Annotated in this window: 18 protein-coding genes; 8 read left to right on the forward strand and 10 right to left on the reverse strand. The window is 57.0% G+C overall.

The features are described from left to right. Positions 1-323: HD-GYP domain-containing protein (locus BOW52_RS07115; RefSeq protein ID WP_330359760.1), on the forward strand; the 323-nt coding region annotated here is incomplete at its 5' end. Positions 324-350: 27 nt separating this feature from the next. Here the strand turns inward: BOW52_RS07115 and rnt are convergent. Continuing rightward, positions 351-1,001, reverse strand: a complete 651-nt coding sequence (rnt, locus tag BOW52_RS07120; RefSeq protein ID WP_078483401.1) for a ribonuclease T — start codon at positions 999-1,001, stop codon at positions 351-353. 76 nt (positions 1,002-1,077) lie between these two features. Here rnt and BOW52_RS07125 point away from each other — a divergent pair, with 76 nt between their 5' ends. Further along, positions 1,078-1,950 carry a TraB/GumN family protein gene (locus BOW52_RS07125; protein ID WP_078483402.1) on the forward strand — a complete coding sequence of 291 codons (873 nt, stop codon included), beginning with the start codon at positions 1,078-1,080 and terminating at the stop codon, positions 1,948-1,950. Between the two features lie 159 nt (positions 1,951-2,109). Here the strand turns inward: BOW52_RS07125 and BOW52_RS07130 are convergent, their stop codons facing one another. The 3 genes from BOW52_RS07130 to pyrC all read right to left on the reverse strand — a co-directional run bounded on the left by BOW52_RS07130 (position 2,110) and on the right by pyrC (position 4,709). Then, on the reverse strand, positions 2,110-2,352 hold the full coding sequence (locus BOW52_RS07130) for a (2Fe-2S)-binding protein (RefSeq protein WP_078483431.1): 243 nt from the start codon (positions 2,350-2,352) through the stop codon (positions 2,110-2,112). A gap of 153 nt (positions 2,353-2,505) precedes the next feature. Continuing rightward, positions 2,506-3,642, reverse strand: a complete 1,137-nt coding sequence (locus BOW52_RS07135) for a hypothetical protein (RefSeq protein ID WP_078483403.1) — start codon at positions 3,640-3,642, stop codon at positions 2,506-2,508. 32 nt (positions 3,643-3,674) lie between these two features. Next, the gene (gene pyrC, locus BOW52_RS07140; protein WP_078483404.1) at positions 3,675-4,709 is read right to left on the reverse strand and encodes a dihydroorotase; all 1,035 of its coding nucleotides are present in this window, start codon (positions 4,707-4,709) and stop codon (positions 3,675-3,677) included. 89 nt (positions 4,710-4,798) lie between these two features. Between pyrC and BOW52_RS07145 the strand changes: the two genes are divergently transcribed. Beyond that, complete coding sequence (locus BOW52_RS07145) at positions 4,799-5,479, forward strand: SIMPL domain-containing protein (protein ID WP_078483405.1); 681 nt, start codon at positions 4,799-4,801, stop codon at positions 5,477-5,479. Positions 5,480-5,530: 51 nt separating this feature from the next. Here the strand turns inward: BOW52_RS07145 and BOW52_RS07150 are convergent, their stop codons facing one another. From BOW52_RS07150 to BOW52_RS07155, 3 genes are all read right to left on the reverse strand, one after another. Further along, positions 5,531-5,722, reverse strand: a complete 192-nt coding sequence (locus tag BOW52_RS07150) for a hypothetical protein (RefSeq protein ID WP_078483406.1) — start codon at positions 5,720-5,722, stop codon at positions 5,531-5,533. Positions 5,723-5,884: 162 nt separating this feature from the next. Continuing rightward, positions 5,885-6,058 carry a hypothetical protein gene (locus BOW52_RS16975; protein WP_172840221.1) on the reverse strand — a complete coding sequence of 58 codons (174 nt, stop codon included), beginning with the start codon at positions 6,056-6,058 and terminating at the stop codon, positions 5,885-5,887. A 132-nt stretch (positions 6,059-6,190) separates the two neighbouring features. Next, the gene (locus BOW52_RS07155) at positions 6,191-7,702 is read right to left on the reverse strand and encodes a M17 family metallopeptidase (RefSeq protein ID WP_078483407.1); all 1,512 of its coding nucleotides are present in this window, start codon (positions 7,700-7,702) and stop codon (positions 6,191-6,193) included. 149 nt (positions 7,703-7,851) lie between these two features. On the opposite strand from BOW52_RS07155, the gene pdhA reads away from it, so the two are divergent. From pdhA to BOW52_RS07170, 3 genes are all read left to right on the forward strand, one after another. Next, a complete protein-coding gene (pdhA, locus tag BOW52_RS07160; RefSeq protein ID WP_078483408.1) occupies positions 7,852-8,844 on the forward strand; it encodes a pyruvate dehydrogenase (acetyl-transferring) E1 component subunit alpha in 993 nt (330 codons plus the stop codon). Continuing rightward, positions 8,844-9,821, forward strand: coding sequence for an alpha-ketoacid dehydrogenase subunit beta (locus BOW52_RS07165; protein ID WP_078483409.1), 978 nt, complete (start codon positions 8,844-8,846; stop codon positions 9,819-9,821). The genes pdhA and BOW52_RS07165 overlap by 1 nt, the downstream gene beginning before the upstream one ends. Before the next feature lie 68 nt (positions 9,822-9,889). Then, the gene (locus tag BOW52_RS07170; protein WP_078483410.1) at positions 9,890-12,904 is read left to right on the forward strand and encodes an FAD-dependent oxidoreductase; all 3,015 of its coding nucleotides are present in this window, start codon (positions 9,890-9,892) and stop codon (positions 12,902-12,904) included. Between the two features lie 47 nt (positions 12,905-12,951). Here BOW52_RS07170 and BOW52_RS07175 read toward each other — a convergent pair whose 3' ends face one another. The 3 genes from BOW52_RS07175 to BOW52_RS07185 are packed head-to-tail and all read right to left on the reverse strand — an operon-like array spanning position 12,952 to position 17,880. Further along, complete coding sequence (locus BOW52_RS07175) at positions 12,952-14,610, reverse strand: diguanylate cyclase (RefSeq protein ID WP_172840222.1); 1,659 nt, start codon at positions 14,608-14,610, stop codon at positions 12,952-12,954. Then, complete coding sequence (locus BOW52_RS07180; protein ID WP_078483412.1) at positions 14,603-14,986, reverse strand: response regulator; 384 nt, start codon at positions 14,984-14,986, stop codon at positions 14,603-14,605. The genes BOW52_RS07175 and BOW52_RS07180 overlap by 8 nt, the downstream gene beginning before the upstream one ends. A 5-nt stretch (positions 14,987-14,991) precedes the next feature. Continuing rightward, on the reverse strand, positions 14,992-17,880 hold the full coding sequence (locus BOW52_RS07185; RefSeq protein WP_078483413.1) for a hybrid sensor histidine kinase/response regulator: 2,889 nt from the start codon (positions 17,878-17,880) through the stop codon (positions 14,992-14,994). A 427-nt stretch (positions 17,881-18,307) separates the two neighbouring features. Between BOW52_RS07185 and BOW52_RS07190 the strand changes: the two genes are divergently transcribed. Further along, positions 18,308-19,975, forward strand: a complete 1,668-nt coding sequence (locus tag BOW52_RS07190; protein WP_078483414.1) for an NAD(P)-binding protein — start codon at positions 18,308-18,310, stop codon at positions 19,973-19,975. A gap of 5 nt (positions 19,976-19,980) precedes the next feature. Further along, entirely contained in the window at positions 19,981-23,565 is a 3,585-nt protein-coding gene (nifJ, locus tag BOW52_RS07195) for a pyruvate:ferredoxin (flavodoxin) oxidoreductase (RefSeq protein WP_078483415.1), read from the forward strand. Positions 23,566-23,570 lie beyond the last annotated feature (5 nt).

Consider the following 23,570-nt stretch of genomic DNA (forward strand, 5'->3'; position numbering starts at 1 on the left):
GGGGCGCCGTAGGCATAAACGGTCGCGTTAAGTATTTGCCGCTTGCTTGGGCTTGGACGCCCAAAACAAGCTTCCGCAAAAATAGCGACTCCCCGATATTGGCGAGAATCGTGGCGATTGCCGATACCTGGGATGCGATGACTGGTGATCGCGTCTACCGCAAGGGTATGACACCTGAGAAGGCGCTATCGATTATCGAGAGTGAGTTCGACTCAGGACAGTGGGACCCAGAGCTGGTGAGGGTCTTTGTCGCAATGATGCGTGGTGATCTGGAAGCGCGCCATGAGGTAGAAGAGGATATGTTCGGTGAATCACCCGCGTAAAAAACGCGGGGTAGGGGCAGTGTTTCGCTAGCCGTTCATCGCCGCGACTTCAGCAGGTGCACGCACGTGGGTCTCCCAGCTGTTAACGATGGTGCAGAAGAGCTTGGCCGTCTGTTCCGCATCGTAGACCGCTGAGTGTGCCTTCTCCGACTCCCACAACAGTCCTGCCTCTATCGCTGCACGCGCCAGAACGGTCTGGCCGTAGGCGAGACCAGCGAGTGAAACAGTATCGAAGGTGCTGAAGAGGTGGAATGGATTGCGTTTGATATTGCAGCGATTGGCTGCTGCATTGATAAAGGCGAGATCGAAGGCGGCGTTATGGCCAACCAGAATCGCCCGTTTACAGTCGTGAGCCTTTACCTGTTTGCGAATCGGCCGGAAGACATGGTCGAGCGCATCCTTCTCATCCTGGGCAATACGCAGCGGATGGTAGGGGTCGATACCGTTGAGCGCCAGCGATTTAGGATCGAGATTGGCATCCTTGAAGGGTTTGACGTGGCAACTGTGGGTCTCGTGTGGGACCAGCATACCGCTGAGATCCATGCGAACAGTGACCGCCGCTACCTCGAGCAGAGCATCGGTGGCAGAGTTGAGTCCGCCCGTCTCTACATCGACAATAACGGGCAGGAAGCCGCGAAAGCGGCGTGATATCGGTGAGCTGTTGGCATGTTCTGACATGCGCGTAGGATAACGGAAGGCGTGGCCGAAAGCTAAGCTCAAAGTTTAAATTGTGTGACAAAAGTCGAGAAATAGCGTGCTAAAACGATCATATTCCCTGCTAATTCTGCTGGTTAGCCTAACCAGTCTGGTTCATGCCGATCCGGCGCTGTATGAAAAGGGGCTGCTCTGGCAGGTGGAGCGACCAGGAGAGACGGCCAGCTTTGTGTTTGGCACCATCCACTCCGAAGATCCCCGGGTGATCGAGCTGCCGATCTTCGTTCGCCAAAGTTTCAACCACTCCCAACGCCTTATCATGGAACTGGTACCCGATCCGCAGGCGATCGCCAGCATCGCCGGAAAGTTTCAGCTAACCGGTGGTAAGACTCTTGAACCGATGTTTGATGCCGAGCTCTACCGCCAGGCCATGACGATTGCCAGCAACTTCGGTCTGCCGGAGATCGCCGCCAAACGCTTCAAGCCCTGGGCGCTTGCAACCACTATTAGTATCCCAAAGCCGGAGACGGGTTTGTTTCTCGATAATCGCCTCTATCTGATGGCGCAACGTGATAAGAAGCCCGTGTTCGGTCTCGAGAGCGCCGAGGAGCAGCTTAATATCTTCGACAAACTCTCCGATGAGGATCAGGTCACCCTGCTGCGAGATTCGGTTGAAAACCATCCACAGATCGCCGCTGAACTCGAGAAGATGCTCCAGGTCTACGTAGCACGTGATCTGGGTGCGCTCTGGGAAATTCAAGAATTGGCAAAAAATGACGGAGATGCCGATCTGAACGAGCGTCTTGCGAAGCGCATGGTCGATGATCGTAACCGGCTCATGGTCACCCGTATGACGCCCTATCTGGAACAGGGACGAAGCTTTGTTGCAGTGGGTGCGCTGCACCTGCCGGGTGAGGTGGGGATTCTGAATTTGCTTAAGCAGCAGGGGTACAAAGTGAGTCGGGTCTATTAACTACTACCTTGAAGGGGGCGGAGTCGAATCGACTCCGACCCCTCGTCCTAGATCGGTTCGTTTTCGTAGGGTGGGCACGGTTGTAGTGCCCACGCAGGCATACGGAATGCTAATGCGGTGATGGTTCAGCGTGGGCAGAGAAGAGTACCCACCCTACGGCTACTCCTCTTCCGGTGGGCAGAGACACTCAATCAATCGCTCTACCTGCTGAGTGCAACAGCCGCTTCCCATCGTAGCGTAGGTCTCTGATTTCACCGCTTCTACGGATGAGGCCCCATTAGTAATGGCGTTGATAATGTCTATCTTAAGAACCTCGTTACAGGTGCAAAGATTTTGATCTAAATCCTTCTTGAGAATGAGTGGGAGCTTGTCTAAAGGGTTTTTTGAGGGGGTGTTATTCACTTTCAAGTGCCCTGGTGCTTTCGATATTCGAGGTTAGTGTATCAACTTATTGACCTGTCATTCATGGTTATTACACTGACCCTAAATATTTAATATCAATTATGAATGCCCTAAGGTTTGCTGTGCGCCGGTTTGTTTTGCTCTTGTGTTAGTTTATTTGTATCTGTTTGTTACTAGCTTTACGAGGGCATTCCAATTGAATTCGATGCCGGCTTTCTTGAAGCTCCCGAGTTTGATTACGCCTTGAAAAAACTCCTGGCTACTTTCTGTATTGTTATCAATTACTACTGTTCGAAGTCCGTCTAGCGGGGTGGTTCCTTTGTGGTTTGTTGATGATGTGATGCTCGGAGTGTTTTGGGTGTCAAGTTGATGTTGTTGAAGTTTGATGATGGCCTGATTGAGGTTGATGTCTGATTTTAATTTTGAAATTTCAGAGTTTAATTTCTCGATCCTTAGTTCCGTTAAGGGGTCGATGTTGTCAGTTATGTGCTGGCTGATGTTGGTCTCTGGAAGGTTTAGGTACAAGGCAAGAGCGTCTGCTATTGCTCTGAGCGACGATTGTTTGTCGGTGGGTTCTATGCAGAATAGCGTGTCATCTCCTTTGTTTGTAATGTGACTGTTTGATGGGATTCCTAGGTCGTTTAAGAACTCTATGAAATACTGGAGGTATCTGGTGCATGCAACTTGTACAGACTCATCGAAAGTGAAGTTTGCAGTGATTTTGTTGGCGAAACCACCTAAGGAAGCATTGGTGTTGGCTGTCTCTGTTGCTGAGTTCAAGTCGTCTTTAATTGTGTTTATAGTTTTTCCTATATTTTCCTTGTAGTCAGCTGTTACATCAAATAATAGGTCAATAAATTCTATTGAGTCTGTTGATTCTTCGATTGATATATAGCGCTTTGATGTCTCGTTGATCTGTTTTAATTGATTGGCTATTTCTGTTCTAAGAAATAAAGGGTTTATGTGTGTGTTCCACTCAGCTGTTTTGATTGTCCATATGTATTTTAGTCTTACCTTGTCGTGTCGGCAGTCAATCCACAGTTCGTCAACATGTTTTCCTAGAGAGTCGTCTCTGTTGTTTAGGCGGAGTATTAGCTCCTTAGGAAGTGATGAGAAGTTTAGCTGGCCAATGTCTGAGATTGTGATTGTTGGTGTGTCGCCTTCAGGAAAAAAGAATGTTTCATTGTCATATTTTGACGAGTGTTCTGGGTTGTTAATTGCGTAATAATTGCCGTTATAGTTGACAGTCCATGTCGTCCAGTCACTGTTGTTTTTTGTTAGGCTGATCATGAGCTTCCTTGCAGAAATAAATGGTAAACGTGTTAGTTGGTTGCTTTCCAGTTGAGGGGATTCCCAGCTCTTAATGGTATAACCTTTTCATCTCCGAACGGATAACTCTCCGGTACCTCCCAGCTCTCTTTTTTCAATGTGATCGTATCGCTGTTACGCGGCAGGCCGTAGAAGTCTGCGCCGAAGTGGCTGGCGAAGCCTTCGAGTTTGTCGAGGGCGCCGGCGGCGTCAAATGCTTCGGCGTAGAACTCGATAGCGGCGTGGGCGGAGTAGACGCCGGCGCAGCCGCAGGCCGACTCTTTGGCGCCCTTGGCGTGGGGGGCGCTGTCGGTGCCGAGGAAGAATTTTGGATTGCCGGAGGTGGCGACCTCGATCAGCTTCTCGCGGTGTATTTCGCGTTTGAGGATTGGCAGGCAGTAGAAGTGGGGGCGGATGCCACCGACCAGCATCGCGTTGCGGTTGTAGAGCAGGTGCTGCGGGGTGATGGTGGCGGCGACGTTATCGCTTGCCTGCAGGACGAACTCGGCCATCTCTTTGGTGGTGATGTGTTCGGCAACTACCTTCAGATCGGGAATGCGGTCGATCAGCGGTTTCAGTACCTCATCGAGGAAGCGCGCTTCTCGGTCGAAGATGTCGACTTCTTTGGCGGTGACCTCACCGTGGACCAGCAGCGGCATACCGACCTCGGCCATCTTCTGTAGTGTCGCCTCGGCCTTGTGGATGTCGGTCAGGCCCGAGTCGGAGTTGGTGGTGGCACCGGCAGGGTAGAGTTTGACCGCCTTTACTGCACCGTCTGCTGCTGCCTTCTCGATCTCCTCGGGTGGTGTGTTGTCGGTGAGGTAGAGGGTCATCAGTGGTTCGAAGGCCGACCCTTCGGGTAGCGCCTTGAGGATACGGTCGCGATAGGCGAGTGCCTGTTCGGTGGTGGTAACCGGGGGGCGCAGGTTGGGCATCACGATGGCGCGGCCGAAGCGTTCGGCGGTGTGGGCGACCACGGCTTGCATCGCCTCGTCGTCTCGAAGGTGGAGGTGCCAGTCGTCGGGGCGGGTGATGGTTATCTCGGTCACGGTTTTTCTCTACACTGGGGTAATGGGTCAATAGTACCAATCAACGCATCTCGCGTCTTAGTGGACAGGAATAATAAAGGGGAAGGTTTATGAAAAAGGGCTTGCTGATACTGCTGATGCTGGGACTTGCCGCGCCACTGTGGGCCAATGACGACGAGGATCACTACGACCGGGTCACCCTCTCGGTAGAGCGGGCGATGGAGGTTGAGAATGAGTTGATGCAGGCGACGCTCGCGATAGAGATCGAACGTAGCGATCCTGCAGAGCTGGCCGATGAGATCAATCGCACCATGGCAGCAGCACTGCAGCGGGCGAAGATGGCTTCCGGTGTGACAATTGAGAGCGGCCCCTACCGTACCTATCCGGTGAGCAAAAAGTCTCGGCTGGTTGCCTGGCGTGGTAGTCAGAGCCTGATGCTGGAGTCTCGTGATGAGTCGCTGCTTGCGACACTGGTGGGTGAGCTGCAGCAGAGCCTGGTGGTGAAGTCGATCAACTTTACCCTGCTTGATGAGACGCGTCGCGGATATGAGGATCAGCTCATTACCGAGGCGCTGGCAGCATTCAGTAAGCGTGCCGAACTGGTGCAACAGTCGTTGGGTGCGAGCGGTTATCGCATTGTGCAGATCAATCTGAATAATCAATCGAATGCGCCACGACCGATGGCGATGCGACGTTCATCCATGATGGCCGAGGCGGCACCGGTGGCGGTGGAGCCGGGCAGCAGCCGAATCACGGTGCACGCCTCCGGGGTAATAGAGCTGCAGCGTTAACGTTGAGCGTAAAGAGGCCCGCAATGCGGGCCTCTTTGTGATTTTGTGCTGTTAGCCGTAGAGCGTATTGATGATCTCGGTCTGGCGCATGATCAATTTCTGGTAGATCTGGCCTGCCCAGATATCATCCTTTGAGTAGCTTCCCTGATCGAGTTTTGCATAACCCTGTCGTAGGTGGGACAGCTCATCGCGTAGTTTCTGTTCGATCTCGGCTGAGGTTCTCTTGGTTGTCGGGTCGCTCATCCCTGTCTCTCCGCTTTTTATTATTAGCGGTGAAATTTAGGCGTGAGCTGAGAAGCTGTCTGTAAGAATATGCTTACGCCGTTGTCGGTCAGCGGCGATAGTTTAGTCTTTGCACCAAATAGGACATCTCACACTCTCTCACCCCCGAAAGCGTCGCTCTCCTTAGTAACTGCCTCCAGCACCCGCCTGGGCCAGATGACGTAGCCGCTCTTCATCGTCCACCGCCATCCACGAGGGGAAGTTCTCACCCTGTTTCTGCAGCTGTTCGATGTGCTGCTCTTCGGTTGAGCGGCTGATCACCTCATCTTGATGCTCTGTTGTCTCGTATCTATTCATTGCTGATCCTCCCTTTTTGGAATCCCGCTCTGACCCTTATATCGGCCAGTTCTCGGAGAGACTTAACGGTTATTAAGATCACAGCAATTTGAATGCCAGTTTGGTGTGGAAATATTGGCGCTATTCCGGGGGCTACGAAGTGGGAAATTTCACCTGATTGAGCAGTTCGAGGGTGAATCGCACGCCAAAACCGGTGATTTCGGTCGGAATGTGGGCCAGTCCGCCCTTGTTGGTGGCTGAAGATAGATCGAGGTGGAGCCAGTCGCACTCGCCGTCGAGAAAGCGTTGCAGGAAGCGGGCGGCGAGGATGTGATCCGCTTCGCCTTCCAGCGTGCACTGTTTGGTATCGGCAATCTCGCTCTCCAGCGCCTCATCAAAATCGCTGTCGTTGGGGAAGGGCCAGACCCGCTCGCCAGAGATGGCACCTGCATGCTGTGCTTGCTCGTTGAGAGTGTTGCGGTTGGAGAAGGCACCGCTGTAGCGATTACCGAGTGCGTAACTGCAGCTACCGGTCAGGGTGGCGTAGTCGATCAGCAGAGCAGGATTGTTACGGCTTGCCAGGGTGAGGGTGTCGGCCAGTACCATGCGCCCCTCGGCATCGGTGTGAACAATCTCGATCGTCTCGCCGTTGAGCGCGGTGATCACATCGCCCTGACGATAGGCGTGCTCGTTGATGTGATTCTCTGCCAGCGCCAGCCAGCAGTCGACCGGGTAGTCGACCTTGAGGCGACTGAGTGCGAGCAGGGTGCCGAGCGCAACGGCGCTACCGGCCATGTCGTGGTGCATGCCATACATATGACGCGCCGGTTTTATATTCAGTCCGCCGCTATCGAAGCAGATTCCTTTGCCGACCAGCCCAAGGCGCTGTTTCTCCTTGCTGCGAGCTTTAGGCGGTTGGTAGCTGAGTTGAACGATCCCGGCACCCGTTGGCCCCGCCTTGGCGACGGCGAGGAAGGCGTCTGCCCCCATCTTCTCCAGCGCCTTGCTGTTGTGAAACTTCAGCTGCCAACCCTCGCGACGAGCGAGTGTGCGTGCCAGGGAGAGATAACTCTTCGGGGTCAGGCTGTTGGGCGGCAGGGCAGTGAGCCAGCGGGCGAGCTGGTTGCCCTCCGCCTCGGCCTGACACGGTTTGAGATCGATGCGCTGTTTCAGACCGATCAGCTCAATACGTTTTAGCGGACTGCTTTTGGCCTCTTTACGGTAATCGGGCATCTCTGCAGCGGCGGAAAGAAGTGCTGCCACCAGCGCCTCCGCCGTCTGTTCGACCAGTTTCTGTGTCAGGGCACCGAGATCGATAGCGATTGAACCGGGACGATTGGTGAGAAGTGGTGCGACCAGCTTGCGTGCCAGAGTCAGCTGCTCGAACGGGGTGGCATCGGCGGCGGGGATCGCGAGCAGGGTGTGGGTATCGCGGCGATTGGGTAGAAAACACTCAAATAGCCTGGTCCCAGCCTTGGGGCTATCGAGTTTGGCGAAACGTCGTTTGAACAGATCACGATAGGGGAGAGAGGGCCAGCGCCCCTCAAGGCTGCGTTCCGGCAGCAGCACTAGTAGGCTCTCCTGGGCATCGTAGCGTGCTGTGTCACTACTGCTTAGTTGTTGAATTATCGTGATATTCAGCTTTTTTGGTAGCGTCGCTTTCATGTTCCGTTCCTTGCCCCTGATGGTCAGGTTCCGATCATAACCTGTCTCTTTAGAATCACGGCTAAATCATCCCGTATAGATAAAGCTTGATAAAAACAGTAGGATATTAAAAGAAGAGTAAAGTAGTGGGTTATTAGGATGGGTACGATATGAACACCGCAGACAAAAAACGGCTGCTGCGCGAGATGTTGTTCGCGCGACGCTTTGAAGAGAGATGTTACGAGGCCTATGTGGAACGCAAGATCGGTGGGTTCCTGCATCTCTACCCCGGACAGGAGGCGTGTTGCCACGGTGTACTGGAGGCGGCCCGTCCCGGCAGCGATTATGTGATCACCGGCTATCGCGATCACGTCCATGCAATCAAGTGCGGCGCCGATCCGAAGGCGGTGATGGCCGAGCTCTACGGCAAGGAGAGCGGCTGTTCGAGAGGACGCGGTGGCTCAATGCATATCTTCGATGTAGCCAATCGCTTTATGGGTGGTTACGCGCTGGTCGGTGGGCCCTTCCCGCTTGCGGCTGGCATGGCCAAGGCGATCAAACTCAAGGGCGATGATGACATCGCCATCTGCTTTCTCGGCGATGCGGCGAATAATCAGGGCACCTTCCACGAGGCGCTTAACATGGCCAAGATCTGGAGTCTGCCGGTGCTCTATATCACCGAGAACAATCTCTACGGTATCGGTACCCGTATCAACCGCTCCACGGCGGTACAGGATCAGTACAAGCGGGTAGCGGCCTACGACATCCCCTCCAATCAGGTCGACGGGCAGGATATCGACGTGGTCTATGCAGCCGCTACAGCGGCGGTTGAGCATGTGCGCTCGGGTAAGGGGCCCTACATGCTCGAGCTGCTTACCTATCGCTATCGCGGCCACTCGATGTCCGACTCCAATGCCTATCGCAGCAAGGAGGAAGAGCAGGAGTGGGGCAAACGCGATCCGATCATCATCCTGCGTGATCGTCTGATAGAGACGGGTGATTTTAGTGAGGATGAGTACCAGACACTCGACCGCTCGATCATCGACGAGATCGAAGAGGAGATCATTCCCTACTGCGAGGCGGCCCCTGAACCCGATCCGGCAGAGGCGGAGCGCTATGTGCTGGCAGAGAACGATCCATATGTTGCAGGGAGGGCGAGCTGATGGCTGAGATGATGTATTGGGAAGGTATTCGTCGTGCCCACGATGAGGAGATGGCGCGCGACCCAATGGTGATCTGCATGGGCGAGGATATCGGCGTGGTTGGCGGTACCTACAAGGCGACCTCCGGCCTCTACGACAAGTATGGCGAGGAGCGGGTGATCGACACACCCATTGCCGAGGGCGGTTATACCGGTCTCGGTATCGGTGCCTCTTTCCTCGGCGTGCGTCCGATTATCGAGATCATGTCGGTCAACTTCGCCTGGCTGGCAATGGACCAGATGTTCAACTCCGCCGCCAAGGTGCGTTACATGTCGGGCGGTCAGCTCGAGGCGCCGGTGGTGTTCCGCTCCCCCGGCGGCTGCGCCCATCAGCTCGGTGCGCAGCACTCGGCACGGATGGAGAAGGTCTTCATGGGAGTGGCGGGTCTGCGCGTGGTCACGCCGAGTAATCCGCGTCAGGCCTATGGGCTGCTGAAGAGCGCGGTGCGCTGTAACGACCCGGTCTTCATCAATGAACATGAGCTGATGTACAACATGAAGGGTGAGGTGCCCGATGAGGAGTACTTCATGCCGCTAGAGGGTTCCGAGACTGCACGCGAGGGCAAAGATGTAACACTGTTTGGCTATAACGTCTCGGTCCACTGGTGTCTGCAGGCGGCCGATGTGCTGGCGCGGCAGGGTATAGACGTCGAGGTGATCGATCTCTACAGTCTGGCACCGCTGGATCGAGAGGGGATCAAGGCATCGGTGGCCAAGACCCATCGCGCAGTGATCGTAGAGGAGGCGGAGGCGCCGGTCGGTGTTGGTTCCGAGGTGATGGCGATCATCAACGAGGAGTGTTTCTTCGAACTCGATGCACCACCGATACGTGTCTCGGCGAAAAACGTGCCGGTGCCCTACAATCACACTCTGGAGAAGGCGGTGATTCCAAATGCCGGAGATGTGGTCGATGCCGTGCTGAAGATGTTCGGCAAGTAGTCACAAAATACCTAACGGGGACGGCGTAGCCTGGGCTGCCCCGTCCCCTTTTTACAATGGAATAGATAATGGCTGAGCCCTATCAGATAAAGATGCCCCAACTCTCCGACACCATGACCGAGGGCGTGGTGGTGAGCTGGGAGAAAAATGTCGGCGACAAGATTGTGCGCGGAGACATTGTCGCCACGGTCGAGACCGACAAGGCGATCATGGATGTCGAGGTGTTTCGGGATGGTTACCTCTCTGGTCCTATCGCCGCTGTCGATTCTACCTTCGTCGTTGGTGAGGCAATCGCCTATCTGGTCGAGCGTATCGATGAGGTGAACAGCGGTGGTGAGCCTGCGCCGGCTGCCGAAACCCCTTCAGATGTAGCGCCAAACGAGCCCGAGGGTGCCAGCCACACCATCAAGATGCCGCAGCTCTCCGATACCATGACCGAGGGTGTGGTGGTGAGTTGGGAGAAGTCGCTCGGTGATGCGATCACCCGTGGCGATATTGTCGCCACCGTCGAGACCGACAAGGCGATCATGGATGTAGAGGTATTCCGCGAGGGTTTCCTCTCGGGACCGATCGCCGCAATCGATTCAACCATTGCCGTCGGTGAGGCGCTTGCCTATCTGGTCGACAGCGCCGGGCAGGTGGTCAGCGATGAGGTGGTAGTGAGCAAAAAGGCGGCTGGAGAGTCGGTGTCACTGGTTGCCGCAGAGCCAACCAGTGAAACGATAACGGCTGTCGCAGAGGTTGGGGATGATGTTACCCCCGCACCCCGTCCCGCCAACAAATACGCCACCCCCTATGCACGTAAACTCGCCGCCTCGCTTAACGTCAATCTGAACAACCTGCACGGCACCGGACCAGAGGGCGAGATCACCGCCGATGATGTGCGCAGTGCCCAACCGGTGGAACGTCCTACCGAGGTGGCCGAGCAGACCCCCGCCCATACTCAGCCGGAGATTCAGGTGCCGGGTCACGGTCGTGCGATGAGTGCGATGGAGAAGGCGGTCGCCGCATCGATGACCGCCTCGCTGACCATGCCGACCTTCCACGTCACCCTCAATGCGCAGCCAGCGGCACTGATCATGGCAGCGAAGAAGCTGGGTGTCTCGGTCACGGTAGCGATCGCCAAGGCGTGTGCCGAGGCGATGAAACAGCACCCCTCAATCAACTGGGCCTATCAACCGGTCGACAAGCTGGTCGAGCGCGACAACGTCGATATTGGCATGGCCGTCACCGCCGAGGGCGGTGGGCTGGTGGTGCCGGTGCTGCGCGGATGTGAATCACGCTCACTCGATGATCTGAATGAGAACTGGAAGGATCTAGTCGACCGTGCGCGCAAGCGTCGTCTGGCACCGGAGGAGTACGCCAATCCGACCTTCATGGTCTCCAACATGGGCATGATGGGTGTCGCCTATTTCGATGCCATCCCGACTCCCGGCACCGCTGCGATCCTGGCGATCGCCGCCGCCGGTCCCGAGGGGATGCCACTGACTATTACCGCCGACCACCGTGTTGCCAACGGTGCCGAGGTGGCCGGTTATCTCAACACGCTCAAGGGGCTGATCGAGCAGCCCGAGAGCTGGATCGGGCCGATGGGGCCAGCAATTCCCGAGGGTGAGTGGGACTACGACGTGGTGGTGATTGGAGGCGGCCCCGGCGGTGAGGATTGCGCCCGCGATCTCGCCGGTCACGGCCTCAAGGTGGCGATGGTTAACGACGCCCCCTTCCCCGGCGGCGAATGCCTCTGGCGCGGCTGTATCCCCTCCAAGGCGTGGCGTGCTGCGGCTGATCGGATGCGCGATCGCGCCCACGACACGCTGCTCGGCGTGAACGGCACCAACACCCCTGAGCTAGATTGGAATGCACTCGAGGCGCACCGTCGTGGCGTGCTTGAGCAGCGTGGACAGATGGCGCTCAAGACCGACAAGGGGGTGAAGGTTGAGGTGATTCAGGGCTTCGCCTGGTTCGAGAGTGAGCATCGTCTCTTTATCGATCAGTCGGGTAACTCGGAGAACCCACATACCCGTGCGATCAACGGAGATGGCTCCAAGGGCAAACACGTCAGCTTCGGCTGTGCGGTGATCGCCACCGGCGCGCCGCCCTTCGTACCACCGATTCCCGGTGCGGCCGAGGGAATAGCCTCAGGTGGTCTACTCACCTCCGATACTGTCTGGGGGCTCACTGGCGTGCCTAAAAAACTTGGCGTGGTTGGTGGTGGTGCAATCGGCATGGAGATGGCGCAGATTTTTCAGGACTTTGGCAGCGAGGTGACGCTGTTCGAGGGACAGGAGCGGATTCTCGCCGAGGTGGAGCCGGAGATCGCCAAACAGCTCACTGCCGTGCTCAACGACGATCCCAATCTCACTATCGAGACCTCGGTCAAGGTCGCCAGGATCGACGGTGAGCCGGGTGCGATGGTGCTCGACTATGAAGATAGCGAGGGTGATACCCACAGCTTCAACTGTGATTACGTGATCATGGCAACCGGCAAGCGGCCGGTACTCGAACCGCTCAAGCTCGATGCCGCCGGTGTGGCGGTCGAAGAGGGTGTGATCAAGGTCGATGCCCACTGCCGCACCAGTGTTAGCAATATCTATGCAGTGGGTGATGTGATCGGTGGGCTGATGCTCGCCCACACCGCCGGTCAGCAGGGGCGTGTTACAGCCGCCACTATTCTCGGTGAGGAGATGGTCTACGATGAGCGCAAGGATAGCGGGGTGATCTTCACCCGTCCCGAGGCCGGTTTTGTCGGTCTCTCCCTGGCGCAGGCCAAGGCGCAGGGTATCGATGCCGCCGAGGTGAAGGTGCCGATGAATATCGATGCCAAGGCGATGATCACCGGTGAGCAGCACGGCTTGATCAAGATCGTCGCCGATAAGTCGAACCATCGCGTGATCGGTGTTCACCTGCTTGCCGACCATACCGATACCCTGATCGGTGAGGCGGTGATGATGGTTGCTGGTGAGATGACGCTGGAGCAGGTCGGTGGCGCGATCCATCCCCATCCGACCCAGACCGAGATCTTCGGTGATCTGGCGCGGCGGCTGCTGTCGCGTCTGCGGCGCAGCAAGAAAAGGCGCAGGTAAAAAAGGCGGCCATCGGCCGCCTTTTTTGTGTGGTAGGGGTGTGCGTTCTACGTAGCCTTCTGCTGCCCGTCGCTCTCGATGCGATTCCGGCCGTTGTGTTTGGCCTGGTAGAGGGCGTTGTCGGCGGCAGTAATCAGCGACTGCATATCTTGCTGCGGGTCACTTTCGGCTATACCGGCACTGAAGGTGGCGTTGAAGTCGGCGTCGCCAGAGGTGAAACCGATTTCGGAGAAGGCGATGCGCAGTTCATTGAGCACGCGACACGAGTCACTCACTGAGGTGTTGGGCAGGATTACAGCAAACTCCTCGCCGCCATAGCGGGCCGCGATATCCCCTTTGCGCAGACGGTGGCTAAGGATGCGTGACAGACTCTTGATCACCCGGTCACCGACGGGGTGGCCGTACAGATCGTTGACCGACTTGAAGTGGTCGATATCGAGCATGGCAAAAGTGAGTGTGGTGCTGTTGCGCCTGGCCTGTGAGAGCTCGCGCTCCAGTGAGAGTTTGAGGTTGATGTGGTTGAGTAGTCCGGTCAGGCTGTCGCGGGTCATCAGGGCGCTGAGTTCGCGGAAGCGTCGGGCGCGAATCTTGACTGCGGCGAGCAGGTGTTCGTCGCTGATCGGTTTCTGCAGAAAATCGTCGCCACCCTGTCGCAGCGCCTCCAGCTGCTGCTCCAATCCCTTCTCGGTAGAGAGATAGACGATCGGCAGATTGGTGTAGCCGCTGTGTTGGCGGATCACCTTCGCCGCCTCCACGCCGCTACACTCGGGCATGTAGAGATCCATCAGCACCAGATCGGGGATAAACTCCGGCAGCACCTCGAGCAGGCGAGAGGGGTCGCTGACGATCTTCGCCTCCATCCCCGCAGACTCGAGAACCGCCGCGTAGTGTTCCGCCAGCAGGGTTGTATCTTCAACGATGAGAATGCGGTACTCGACCTCCTGACGGATGCCGGTGACCTGATCGAGCTGCTCGGTCAGCTGGTCGACATTGAGCGGCTTGGAGAGGTAGGCGTGGCCCCCTGCGCGTACCGCATTGAGCCGGTTTTGCCAGCTGTCGTAGGCGGAGATGAAGATCACAGGAAGATCCCGATCGGTGCAGTGGTGAATCTTTTTGATGATGTCGGCACCGGCGGTGGGACCGCTCTGCATATGGATGTCAGCGAGCATGGCGTGCGGTGGACGTGCCTTGACGGCACTCTCCAATGTTTCCGGATTGTAGAAGGCCTCGACGGTGTAGCCAAAGTGGCCGATCTGATCGGCGAGTTCTGTTGCCAGTGTCTGGTCATCCTCGAGAAGATAGACCAGCGGCTGTTCATCGCTAACGCGCGGTGTGTGTTGATCGGGAAAGGTTTCGGTGGAGGTTTGATCGGGCCCCTCTGCGGCAACCTCTCGCAACTGCATGATCGCATCGTCGATGTGATCAATCAGCTCTGCGCTATCGTTCTCCGCATCCTGATAGCTATGCAGAAGTGCCTCGAGCGAGCGGGCGACCTCACCAAAGTGGAAAAAGTGGAAGGTGCCGGATGAGCCGGCCAGGCTGTGTGAGTTGCGAGTTAACGCTTCGAGGTCAGGGCTCTCGGACCCCGATGTTCGAACGCTTCGCCAACCGCCCTCAATCTCCTCGATTCGCTGCGGAAGGAGATCGATAAACCGCTGCTGCAGGATGCGAAACTTGTTACGTTTCTTGTCGATCGACTCAGACAACGGTTGTCTCCAGATGGCCACGGATCACATCGGCGAGGGTCATTGCATCGAACGGTTTCGCGATCACCCCAAGTGCACCCATCGCCTTGTACTCTGCCACTTCATTGGGCTGTACCTTGGCGGTCATGAAAATGGCGGGTGTGTTGCAGAGATTGGGGAGTTCACGAAGTCGGGTCAGTGTCGAGGGCCCGTCCATGCCGGGCATCATGACATCGAGCAGTATCAGGTCTGCTGTGAGCCCCTCACCCTTCTCCAGTGCCTCCAGGCCAGAGGCGCACTGGATCAGCTCAAACCCTTCATCCTCGAGTGCGAACTCTGCCACCTCGCGAATATCGGGCTCATCCTCGACATAGAGTACGCATATCGTATCGCTCATCTCTGTTACTCCTTCAACATCCGATTGATTGTGGTCAGCAGCTGTTCGTTACTGGTCATCGATTTGGTGAGTGCCGCACCCACCTGGCGGGTGATCTCATCATCAGGGACCTGTGCCGAGAAGATGACCACCGGTGCGTGCCCCTTGAGCTCGTCGAGCAGCTCGACACCTGATCCGTCGGCGAGACCCAGATCGAGAATTACCAGCTCGAATTGATGGCTGGCCAACTGTTCACGTGCCTCTTTCACACTGCTGGCGAAGCTGAGGTCGGCCATCTCCTCAAGCAGGGTCTGCACGATCTGCACGATATCCGGGTCATCCTCGATGTGCAGAATGTGTGGACGCACGGTGTGGCTCAACGCTGAGCGCATGGCATACTCCAGCCGCGCCTGATCGACCGGTTTTTGCAGCCAGTCGACAACGGTTACCGCGTCGCCTGCAAAGGCGGCACGCCCCTCTTCGGCACGCCCCGAGACAACGATGATCGGCAGCTCTGCCGTCTCAGGGTTGTTTCTGAGTTCCTGAAGCAATTGTAGGCCATCGGCATCCGGCAGGGTGAGGTCGAGCAACATGAAACGGTATAGGTGACTATTAAGCAGGGTGCGAGCGGCTGCGGCCGTGGTGGCGATATCGGCCTTACCCCCCTGGGTCTCGACCATTTCGGCCAATATGGTGGCGACATCGGCGTTATCCTCGCAGATGAGGACCTGTGCCTCTTCACTCGCTTGAGGCGATTCGCTCTCCGCTTCCATGGCCGATAGATCGAAGAAGAAGCGTGTCCCCTTACCCAGCTCCGATTCATAGTCGATGCTACCGCCGTGTCGTTCGATGATCGCCTTGGTGATGCTGAGTCCCAGTCCGGTTCCCCCCTTCTCCCGAGTGTCGGAGCTGTCGGCCTGCGCAAAGCGCTGAAAAATAGTACTGCGAAACGCCTCCGGGATGCCGCTGCCGTGGTCGCAAACGGCAATGCGATAACCGCTGTCGCCTGCCTCGATGACCAGCTCAACCTCGCCGCCTGGATGAGAGTACTTCACCGCATTGGAGATCAGGTTGGCGAAAACCTGCAGTAGCCGGTGTTCATCGCCATAGATTGCGGCTTCAGTCAGGCTGGTGGTGAGAATAAGCGAGACGTCGTGTTTGTTGGCGTAGCCGTGATTGTCTTCAATGGCCTGCTGTGCCAGCGGGATCAGATCCTGTGCCTTGAATTCGAATACCAGTCGCCCCGATTCGATCTTCTCCAGATCGAGGATGTCATTGATCAGCAGTGTCAGGCGCTCACTATTGCGGTTGGCCATCTCCAGCATCTTGCGCGCCTTGGCCGGGAGTTGATCGGCGACCTTGCCGAGTACCAGATCGAGTGCGCCGCGGATAGAGGTCAGAGGGGTACGAAGTTCATGGCTAACGGTGGAGACGAATTCACTCTTGACCTGCTCCAACATTTTTCGCTCGGTAATGTCGCGCACGATGCCGGTAAACATCCGCTGTTCATGGACCACCATCTCGCTGACGGCGAGTTCCATCGGGAAGGCCGAGCCATCTTTGCGTTGACCGGTCACTTCGCGGCCGATACCGATGATCTTTTTCTCTCCACTGGTGAGGTAATTCTCAAGGTAACCGTCGTGGGCACTATGAAAGGGTTCGGGCATCAGCATGTTGATATTGTTACCGATGACCTCTTCAGCGGGATAGCCGAAGATCTTTTCGGCAGCAGGATTGAAGGTCTGCACTGCACCTTTGGTATCGATGGTGATAATGCCGTCGACTACCGTCTCCAGTACGGCGCGATTGGTCTCGCGACTGGCGTTCAACTCGGCAGTGCGTTGCTCGACAAGCTGCTGGATATCCACACGTCGGCGCTGCAGTGAATTGAGATAGCCCCCCGCCAGCAGGGTAAAGAGCAGGCTTACGATCAGGGCGAACAGGGGCGTGGTGCTCTGGCCTGTCTCAAAATAACCGGGGATCGGGCGGAGCACGGTGCGCCATACGGTGTCGGCGAGAGGGAGATTCTTGCTGACAAGATGCCCCTTGTTGAGCTGTGAGACGGGCATGGGAGGTATCGGTGTGCTGCGAGCACGGGAGGGGTGGAAATAGAGGATCTCGGCAGATCTTCTGGGGTCGACGTCGACAATATAGACATCGAGGCCGGCACTCTTTGGAATGTGTCGCTGGTAGGCCGTTTCGACCATGCTGGCGACGTCGATGCGCAGGCCGATGAAACCGCGTAGCTGAGCGGGAGGGTCGTTACCCGTATCACTCTGCAATGGCCGTTCGAAGACAGGCAGGAAGAGCTCCATGGTTGCATTGTTTTGCTGAGAGAATCGTTTGTCACCCAGAAGTGAGACGATCTGTTTCGCTGCTGTGGTGTGTGTCAGTAGTTGTTGGTAGGTGGAGAGCGTGCTCAGGTTCAATCCCTGGGGTAGCCATGGTGTCTCACGGTTGTAGGCGTGGTAGACGATCAGGTTCTCATCGCGGGGATCACTTTTAACCAGTTTTCCGCTCTCCGCGGATAGCTCTCTGATCTGATAGTCGCGATAGTTGTCACCACGTGCCTTGTCGTAGAGGCTCTCTATCTCACTACCTCGCACCCTCTCGATCCAGACGGCATTGCGGATCTCCGTCTGCCTGGGAAAGGCGACCTGGAGGAAGGTTCTGAACTCATTTGGACCAACATGGGTGGAGGCGGCGTAGAGCCCATCGAGGCCATGCAGCGCCTCCTCGATCGCCTCACCCTCAACGGCGAGTGCTGCGCTGCGCTGCTCGGCCTGGCTGATGAGTTTTAGCTGAATCTCATCGTCCTCTATCTGTCGAAGTAGCGTGTAGAGCAGTAGCGAGAGTAAGCCGCCAACCAGGAGTGTGATCAGGCCAAGGGTTTGCAGTCGATCAGTTCTGTTCATGATAGCTAGTTGTCATTGGTTTATTGTTGTTTTTGGCGCTGCGCTGGGTTGATTATCTTTTAACACTAGATGAATTTCAGTGGGTGAGCGAATTGCCACCCTAACCAAATGGGAATGATCTCCTGGTGTTGATGTTTTATAGGTACGGTTTGAAGAAATAGTTTCAATAATTAACGACCACTCCGACCGGATCAGGGGAGTGTCTCGAGCGTTGACTAGGCTGATAACAGGTTTTGCCTATCTAGTGGTGCCGTCACGATTGCTTGATGTGCAAGGCAGGCGTTCTCGTCCAATTACCCCTACGCCCTATACCTATATAGGTAATGTGTTTGGTTTTCGTCTCGCTGAAACGGTACAATGCTGCCTTTTGCTGACACCCCCTGTGCGTGTCGCGCTATCTCATTGATTGTATAGAGAGAAATGTCCCATGACCGCCAAGGATATGACTGCCCATCTGGACCCGGATAAGTTTGCCAAGGGCACCGGTGCGTTACGATCCCGTCGCCCGATCTATATGGATTACCTGCCCCCCTGTAACCACGGCTGCCCAGCAGGTGAGGATATTCAGGGTTGGCTGGCACTGGCTCAGGCTGGCGAATACCACGCCGCCTGGCAGCTGCTACTGGAGAACAACCCCTTCCCGGCGATTCACGGCCGTGTCTGTTATCACCCCTGTGAGACCGCCTGTAACCGCGCCTACACCGATGCCGAGGTGAGTATCCACGCCGTTGAGCGTTTCCTCGGTGATATGGCGATGGAGCAGGGCTGGAAGCCAGAATTCACCGCCCCTGCTGGTGGCAAGCGGGTGATGGTGGTTGGTGCGGGGCCCAGTGGCCTCTCTGCCGCCTACCACCTGACCCGCCTCGGCCACGAGGTAGAGATCTTCGAGGCCGGTCCGGTCGCAGGTGGCATGATCCACTTCGGTATCCCCGCCTATCGCATGCCACGCGATGAACTCAAACGTGAGATCAAGCGTGTTGAGGATATGGGAGTGAAGATCCACCTCAACCACCGCATCGAGGATGTGCAGACGGAGAAGGAGAAGGGCAACTTCCAGGCGGTGTTTGTCGCAGTCGGTGCCCACATCTCCAAGAACATCGACGTACCGGCGCGTGATGCCAAGGGCATGATGGATGCGGTCAGTTTCCTCAAGAGTGTGGAGAATGGCGAGCCGGTTCAGCTCGGTCGTCGTGTTGCGATCTACGGCGGTGGTAATACCGCGATGGATGCCGCGCGTGTCGCCAAGCGCATGGGTGTCGATGAGGCGATGATCATCTACCGCCGCGACCGCGACAACATGGCCGCCCACGACTTCGAGGCCGACGAGGCGCTGGAGGAGGGGGTCAAGATCAACTGGCTGCGCACCATCAAGGAGGTTGATGGTGGCACCATCGAGGTTGAGATCATGGAGCTGGGCGAAGATGGTCGTCCCCAGCCCACCGGCAAGTTCGAGAAGCTGGAGGCCGACTCGCTGATCATGGCGGTGGGTCAGCAGACCGATACCGGCTTCCTCTGTGATGTTCCCGGTATCGAGTTCAAACGCGATGACACCGTTGTGGTTGGTGAGAACATGATGACCGGCGCGGATGGAATCTTCGCTGGCGGCGATATGGTCCCTACCGATCGCTCGGTCACCATCGCTACCGGCCACGGCAAGAAGGCGGCACGCTATATCGATGGCTGGTTGCGCGGCGAGACCTATCAGCCTCTTTCCAAGCACCCGATTGTCGATCACGAAAAGCTACAGCTCTGGTACCGTACCGAGGCACCGATGACCGAGCAGCAAAATCTGCCGCTCTCCCAGCGTCTCGGTGGTTTTGAAGAGATTCTGCAGGGAATCTCGGAGAAGGAGGCGGTCTACGAGTCGAAACGTTGCCTCTCCTGCGGTAACTGCTTCGAGTGTGACGGCTGCTACGGCTCCTGTCCTGAGGATGCGATCATCAAGCTCGGTCCCGGCAAGAAGTACCAGTACAACTATGAGCTCTGCACCGGTTGCGCCGTCTGCCAGGAGCAGTGCCCCTGTCACGCGATCGAGATGATCCCTGAGAGCGAGTCGGCCGGCATCATCGGCTGCGCCCCGGAAAACAAGAGATAAACAGTATGAGTGAACAGAACAACACCAGGAAGGTTACCGTCGATGGTGGTAACGCCGTCGCACACATCGCCTACCGGGTCAGCGACATCTGCTCGATCTACCCGATCACCCCCTCGTCCGATATGTCGGAACTCTCCGATCTGTGGGCGACCCAGGGGATTAAGAATATCTGGGGCCAGGTGCCACAGGTCATCGAGATGCAGAGTGAGGGAGGTGCCGCCGGTACCGCCCACGGCGCACTGCAGACCGGTGCACTGACCACCACCTTTACCGCCTCGCAGGGGCTGCTGTTGATGTTGCCCAACATGTACAAGATTGCCGGTGAGCTGACCTCGTCGGTGTTCCATGTCGCGGCCCGCTCAATCGCCGCCCAGGCACTGTCGATCTTCGGTGACCATCAGGATGTGATGGCGGCGCGCATGACCGGTTTTGCCATGCTCGCCTCCAATTCGGTACAGGAGGCGCACGATGCGGCGCTGATTACCCACGCCGCGACGCTCAAGGCGCGCGTACCGTTCATCAACTTCTTCGACGGTTTCCGTACCTCGCACGAGATCAACAAGATCAGCCTCATCACCGATGATCAGATCCGCGAGATGATCAGCGAAGAGATGGTCTTTGCTCACCGTAACCGTGCACTCAATCCCGATAACCCCTTTATTCGCGGTACTGCGCAGAACCCCGATGTCTACTTCCAGGGGCGTGAGAGTTCCAACCCCTACTACGACACGGTGCCTGAAATTGTCCAGGAGACGATGGATGAACTGGCCAGGCTGACCGGACGTCAGTATCACCTGTTCGACTACTACGGCGCAGAGGATGCCGAAGAGGTGGTGGTGATGATGGGCTCTGGTGCACAGACCGTCGAGCAGACCATCGACGAGATGAACGCCAACGGTCGTAAGCTGGGTCTGGTGATGGTGCGTCTGTTCCGTCCCTTCAGCATGAAACACCTGCTCGGGGCGCTACCGAAGAGCTGCAAGAAGATCGCCGTGCTCGACCGTACCAAGGAGCCAGGTGGCGCGGGCGAGCCGCTCTATCAGGATGTGATCACGGGCCTGGCCGAGGCGCTGGGTGAGGGGATGATCGATGCGATGCCGCGTGTGATCGGTGGTCGTTACGGTCTCTCCTCCAAGGAGTTCACTCCGGCGATGGCGCGTGCGGTTTTCGATAACCTCGCCGCCGATAACGCCAAGAACCACTTCACCGTCGGCATCAACGACGATGTGACCCACAGCTCGATCGAGTTCGATCACGGTTTCGATATCGAACCCGATAACGTCACCCGTGCGATGTTCTTCGGTCTCGGTTCTGATGGCACCGTTTCGGCCAACAAGAACTCGATCAAGATTATCGGTGAGAGCACCGATCTCTACTGTCAGGGCTACTTCGTCTACGATTCGAAGAAGGCGGGTTCGCAGACCACCTCGCATCTGCGCTTCGGTCCCGACCCGATCAAGGCCCCCTATCTGATCACCTCGGCCAACTTCATCGCCTGCCACAAGTACAACTTCATCGATCAGGTGGAGATGCTCGACAAGGCGGCCGACAAGGCGGTCTTCCTGCTCAACAGCCCGGTCGCTGCCGATAAGGTCTGGGACGATCTGCCAGAGCCGGTACAGCAGCAGATTATCGACAAGAACATCAGCTTCTACGTTATCGACGCCACCACCGTGGCACGTAATGCCGGTATGGGTCGTCGTATCAACACCATTATGCAGACCTGCTTCTTCGCCCTCTCCGGCGTGCTGCCACGTGATGAGGCGATCGCCAACATCAAGGCGGCGATCGAGAAGACCTATATGCGTAAGGGTCAGGAGATTGTCGATCTCAACTTCAAGGCGGTTGATGCCTCACTCGATCATCTGCACCAGGTTGAGGTGCCGGAACGTATCAGCTCCAGCCACGGTATGAAGCCGTCGGTTTCAGTACAGGCGCCGACCTTTGTTCAGGAGGTCACGGCACCGATGCTCGCGGGCCGTGGTGACGATCTACCGGTCTCGATGATTCCGGTCGATGGCACCTACCCTAGCGGTACTGCCCGCTGGGAGAAACGTAACATCGCTGACTTCGTGCCGAAGTGGGAGCCCGATGTCTGCATCCAGTGTGGTAACTGCTCCTTCGTCTGCCCGCACAGCGTAATTCGCGCCCGTTTCTATCACGAAGATACGCTCAATAACGCACCGGCGACCTTTGAGTCGGCGCCCGTCTCGGCTCGCGGTTTCCCCGAGTCACGCTACACCCTGCAGATCTATGTTGAGGACTGCACCGGTTGTGGCCTCTGCGTCGAGGCGTGTCCCGCTTACGATCAGAACGACGACTCGAATTCGCGCAAGGCGATCAACATGATGGCCAAAGAGCCCGATCTTGATGAGGCCAGAGCCAATATCGATTTCTTCGACACCATCCCGGTTAACAAACGCTCCACGGTCAACTTCGCCTCGGTGCGTGGTGCCCAGTTCCTCGAACCGCTGTTTGAGTTCTCTGGTGCCTGTGCCGGTTGTGGTGAGACCCCCTATGTACGTCTGCTGACCCAGCTCTTTGGTCCGCGACTGCTGGTGGCCAACGCCACCGGCTGCTCCTCGATCTATGGCGGTAATCTGCCGGCGACACCGTGGAGTACCAATAGAGAGGGGCGTGGTCCTGCCTGGTCCAACTCGCTGTTTGAGGACAACGCCGAGTTTGGTCTCGGCATGCGTGTCTCGGCCGACCAGCAGCTGGTGATGGCCAAGGATATGCTCTCCGGGATGACCGATCACTTCGATCAGGCGTTCATCGATTCGTTGATGGATACCAGTCAGGAGATCGGTACCGAGATGCATCAGCAGCGAGAGCGGGTGAAAGAGCTCAAGCGTCGTCTGGAGACGATTGACGACCCGAAGGCAAAGGCGCTGCTGACCGTGGCCGATCATCTGGTTCGTCGTTCAGTATGGCTGGTCGGTGGTGACGGTTGGGCCTACGACATCGGCTCGGGTGGTCTCGACCACGCACTCGCCTCCGGTCGTAACATCAACGTGCTGGTGCTCGATACCGAGGTCTACTCCAACACCGGTGGTCAGGCCTCCAAGTCGACACCGATTGCAGCAACGGCCAAGTTTGCTGCCGCCGGTAAGGCGGTGACGAAGAAGGATCTGGCGCTGCAGGCGATCTCCTACGGTAACGTTTATGTCGCCCGCGTGGCCTTTGGTGCCAACCCGCAGCAGACCCTGCAGGCGATGCGTGAAGCTGAGGCCTATCCAGGCCCATCAATCATCCTTGCCTACAGCCCCTGTATTGCACACGGCATCGATCTGCGCGATGGTCTGTCGCAGCAGGAGAAGGCGGTTGAATCCGGTTACTGGCCACTGCTGCGCTACAACCCGCAGCGTCGCAAGGCGGGTCTACGTCCCTTCATCCTCGACTCCACGCGCCCCTCGATTCCACTCGAGGAGTTCGCCTACAACGAACAGCGCTACAAGCTGCTGCAGAAGAACAATGCCGATGCCGCCGCCAAGCTGATGAAGCTGGCTCAGGAGTCGCTCGATCTGCGCTGGCAGACCTACGAGCATATGGCCGAGCAGGAGCCTGCCCACTTCCAGCCGGTTGGCTAGGGAAG

Origin of the sequence: Solemya pervernicosa gill symbiont, from assembly GCF_002020875.1 — a bacterium.
Taxonomy (GTDB): Bacteria; Pseudomonadota; Gammaproteobacteria.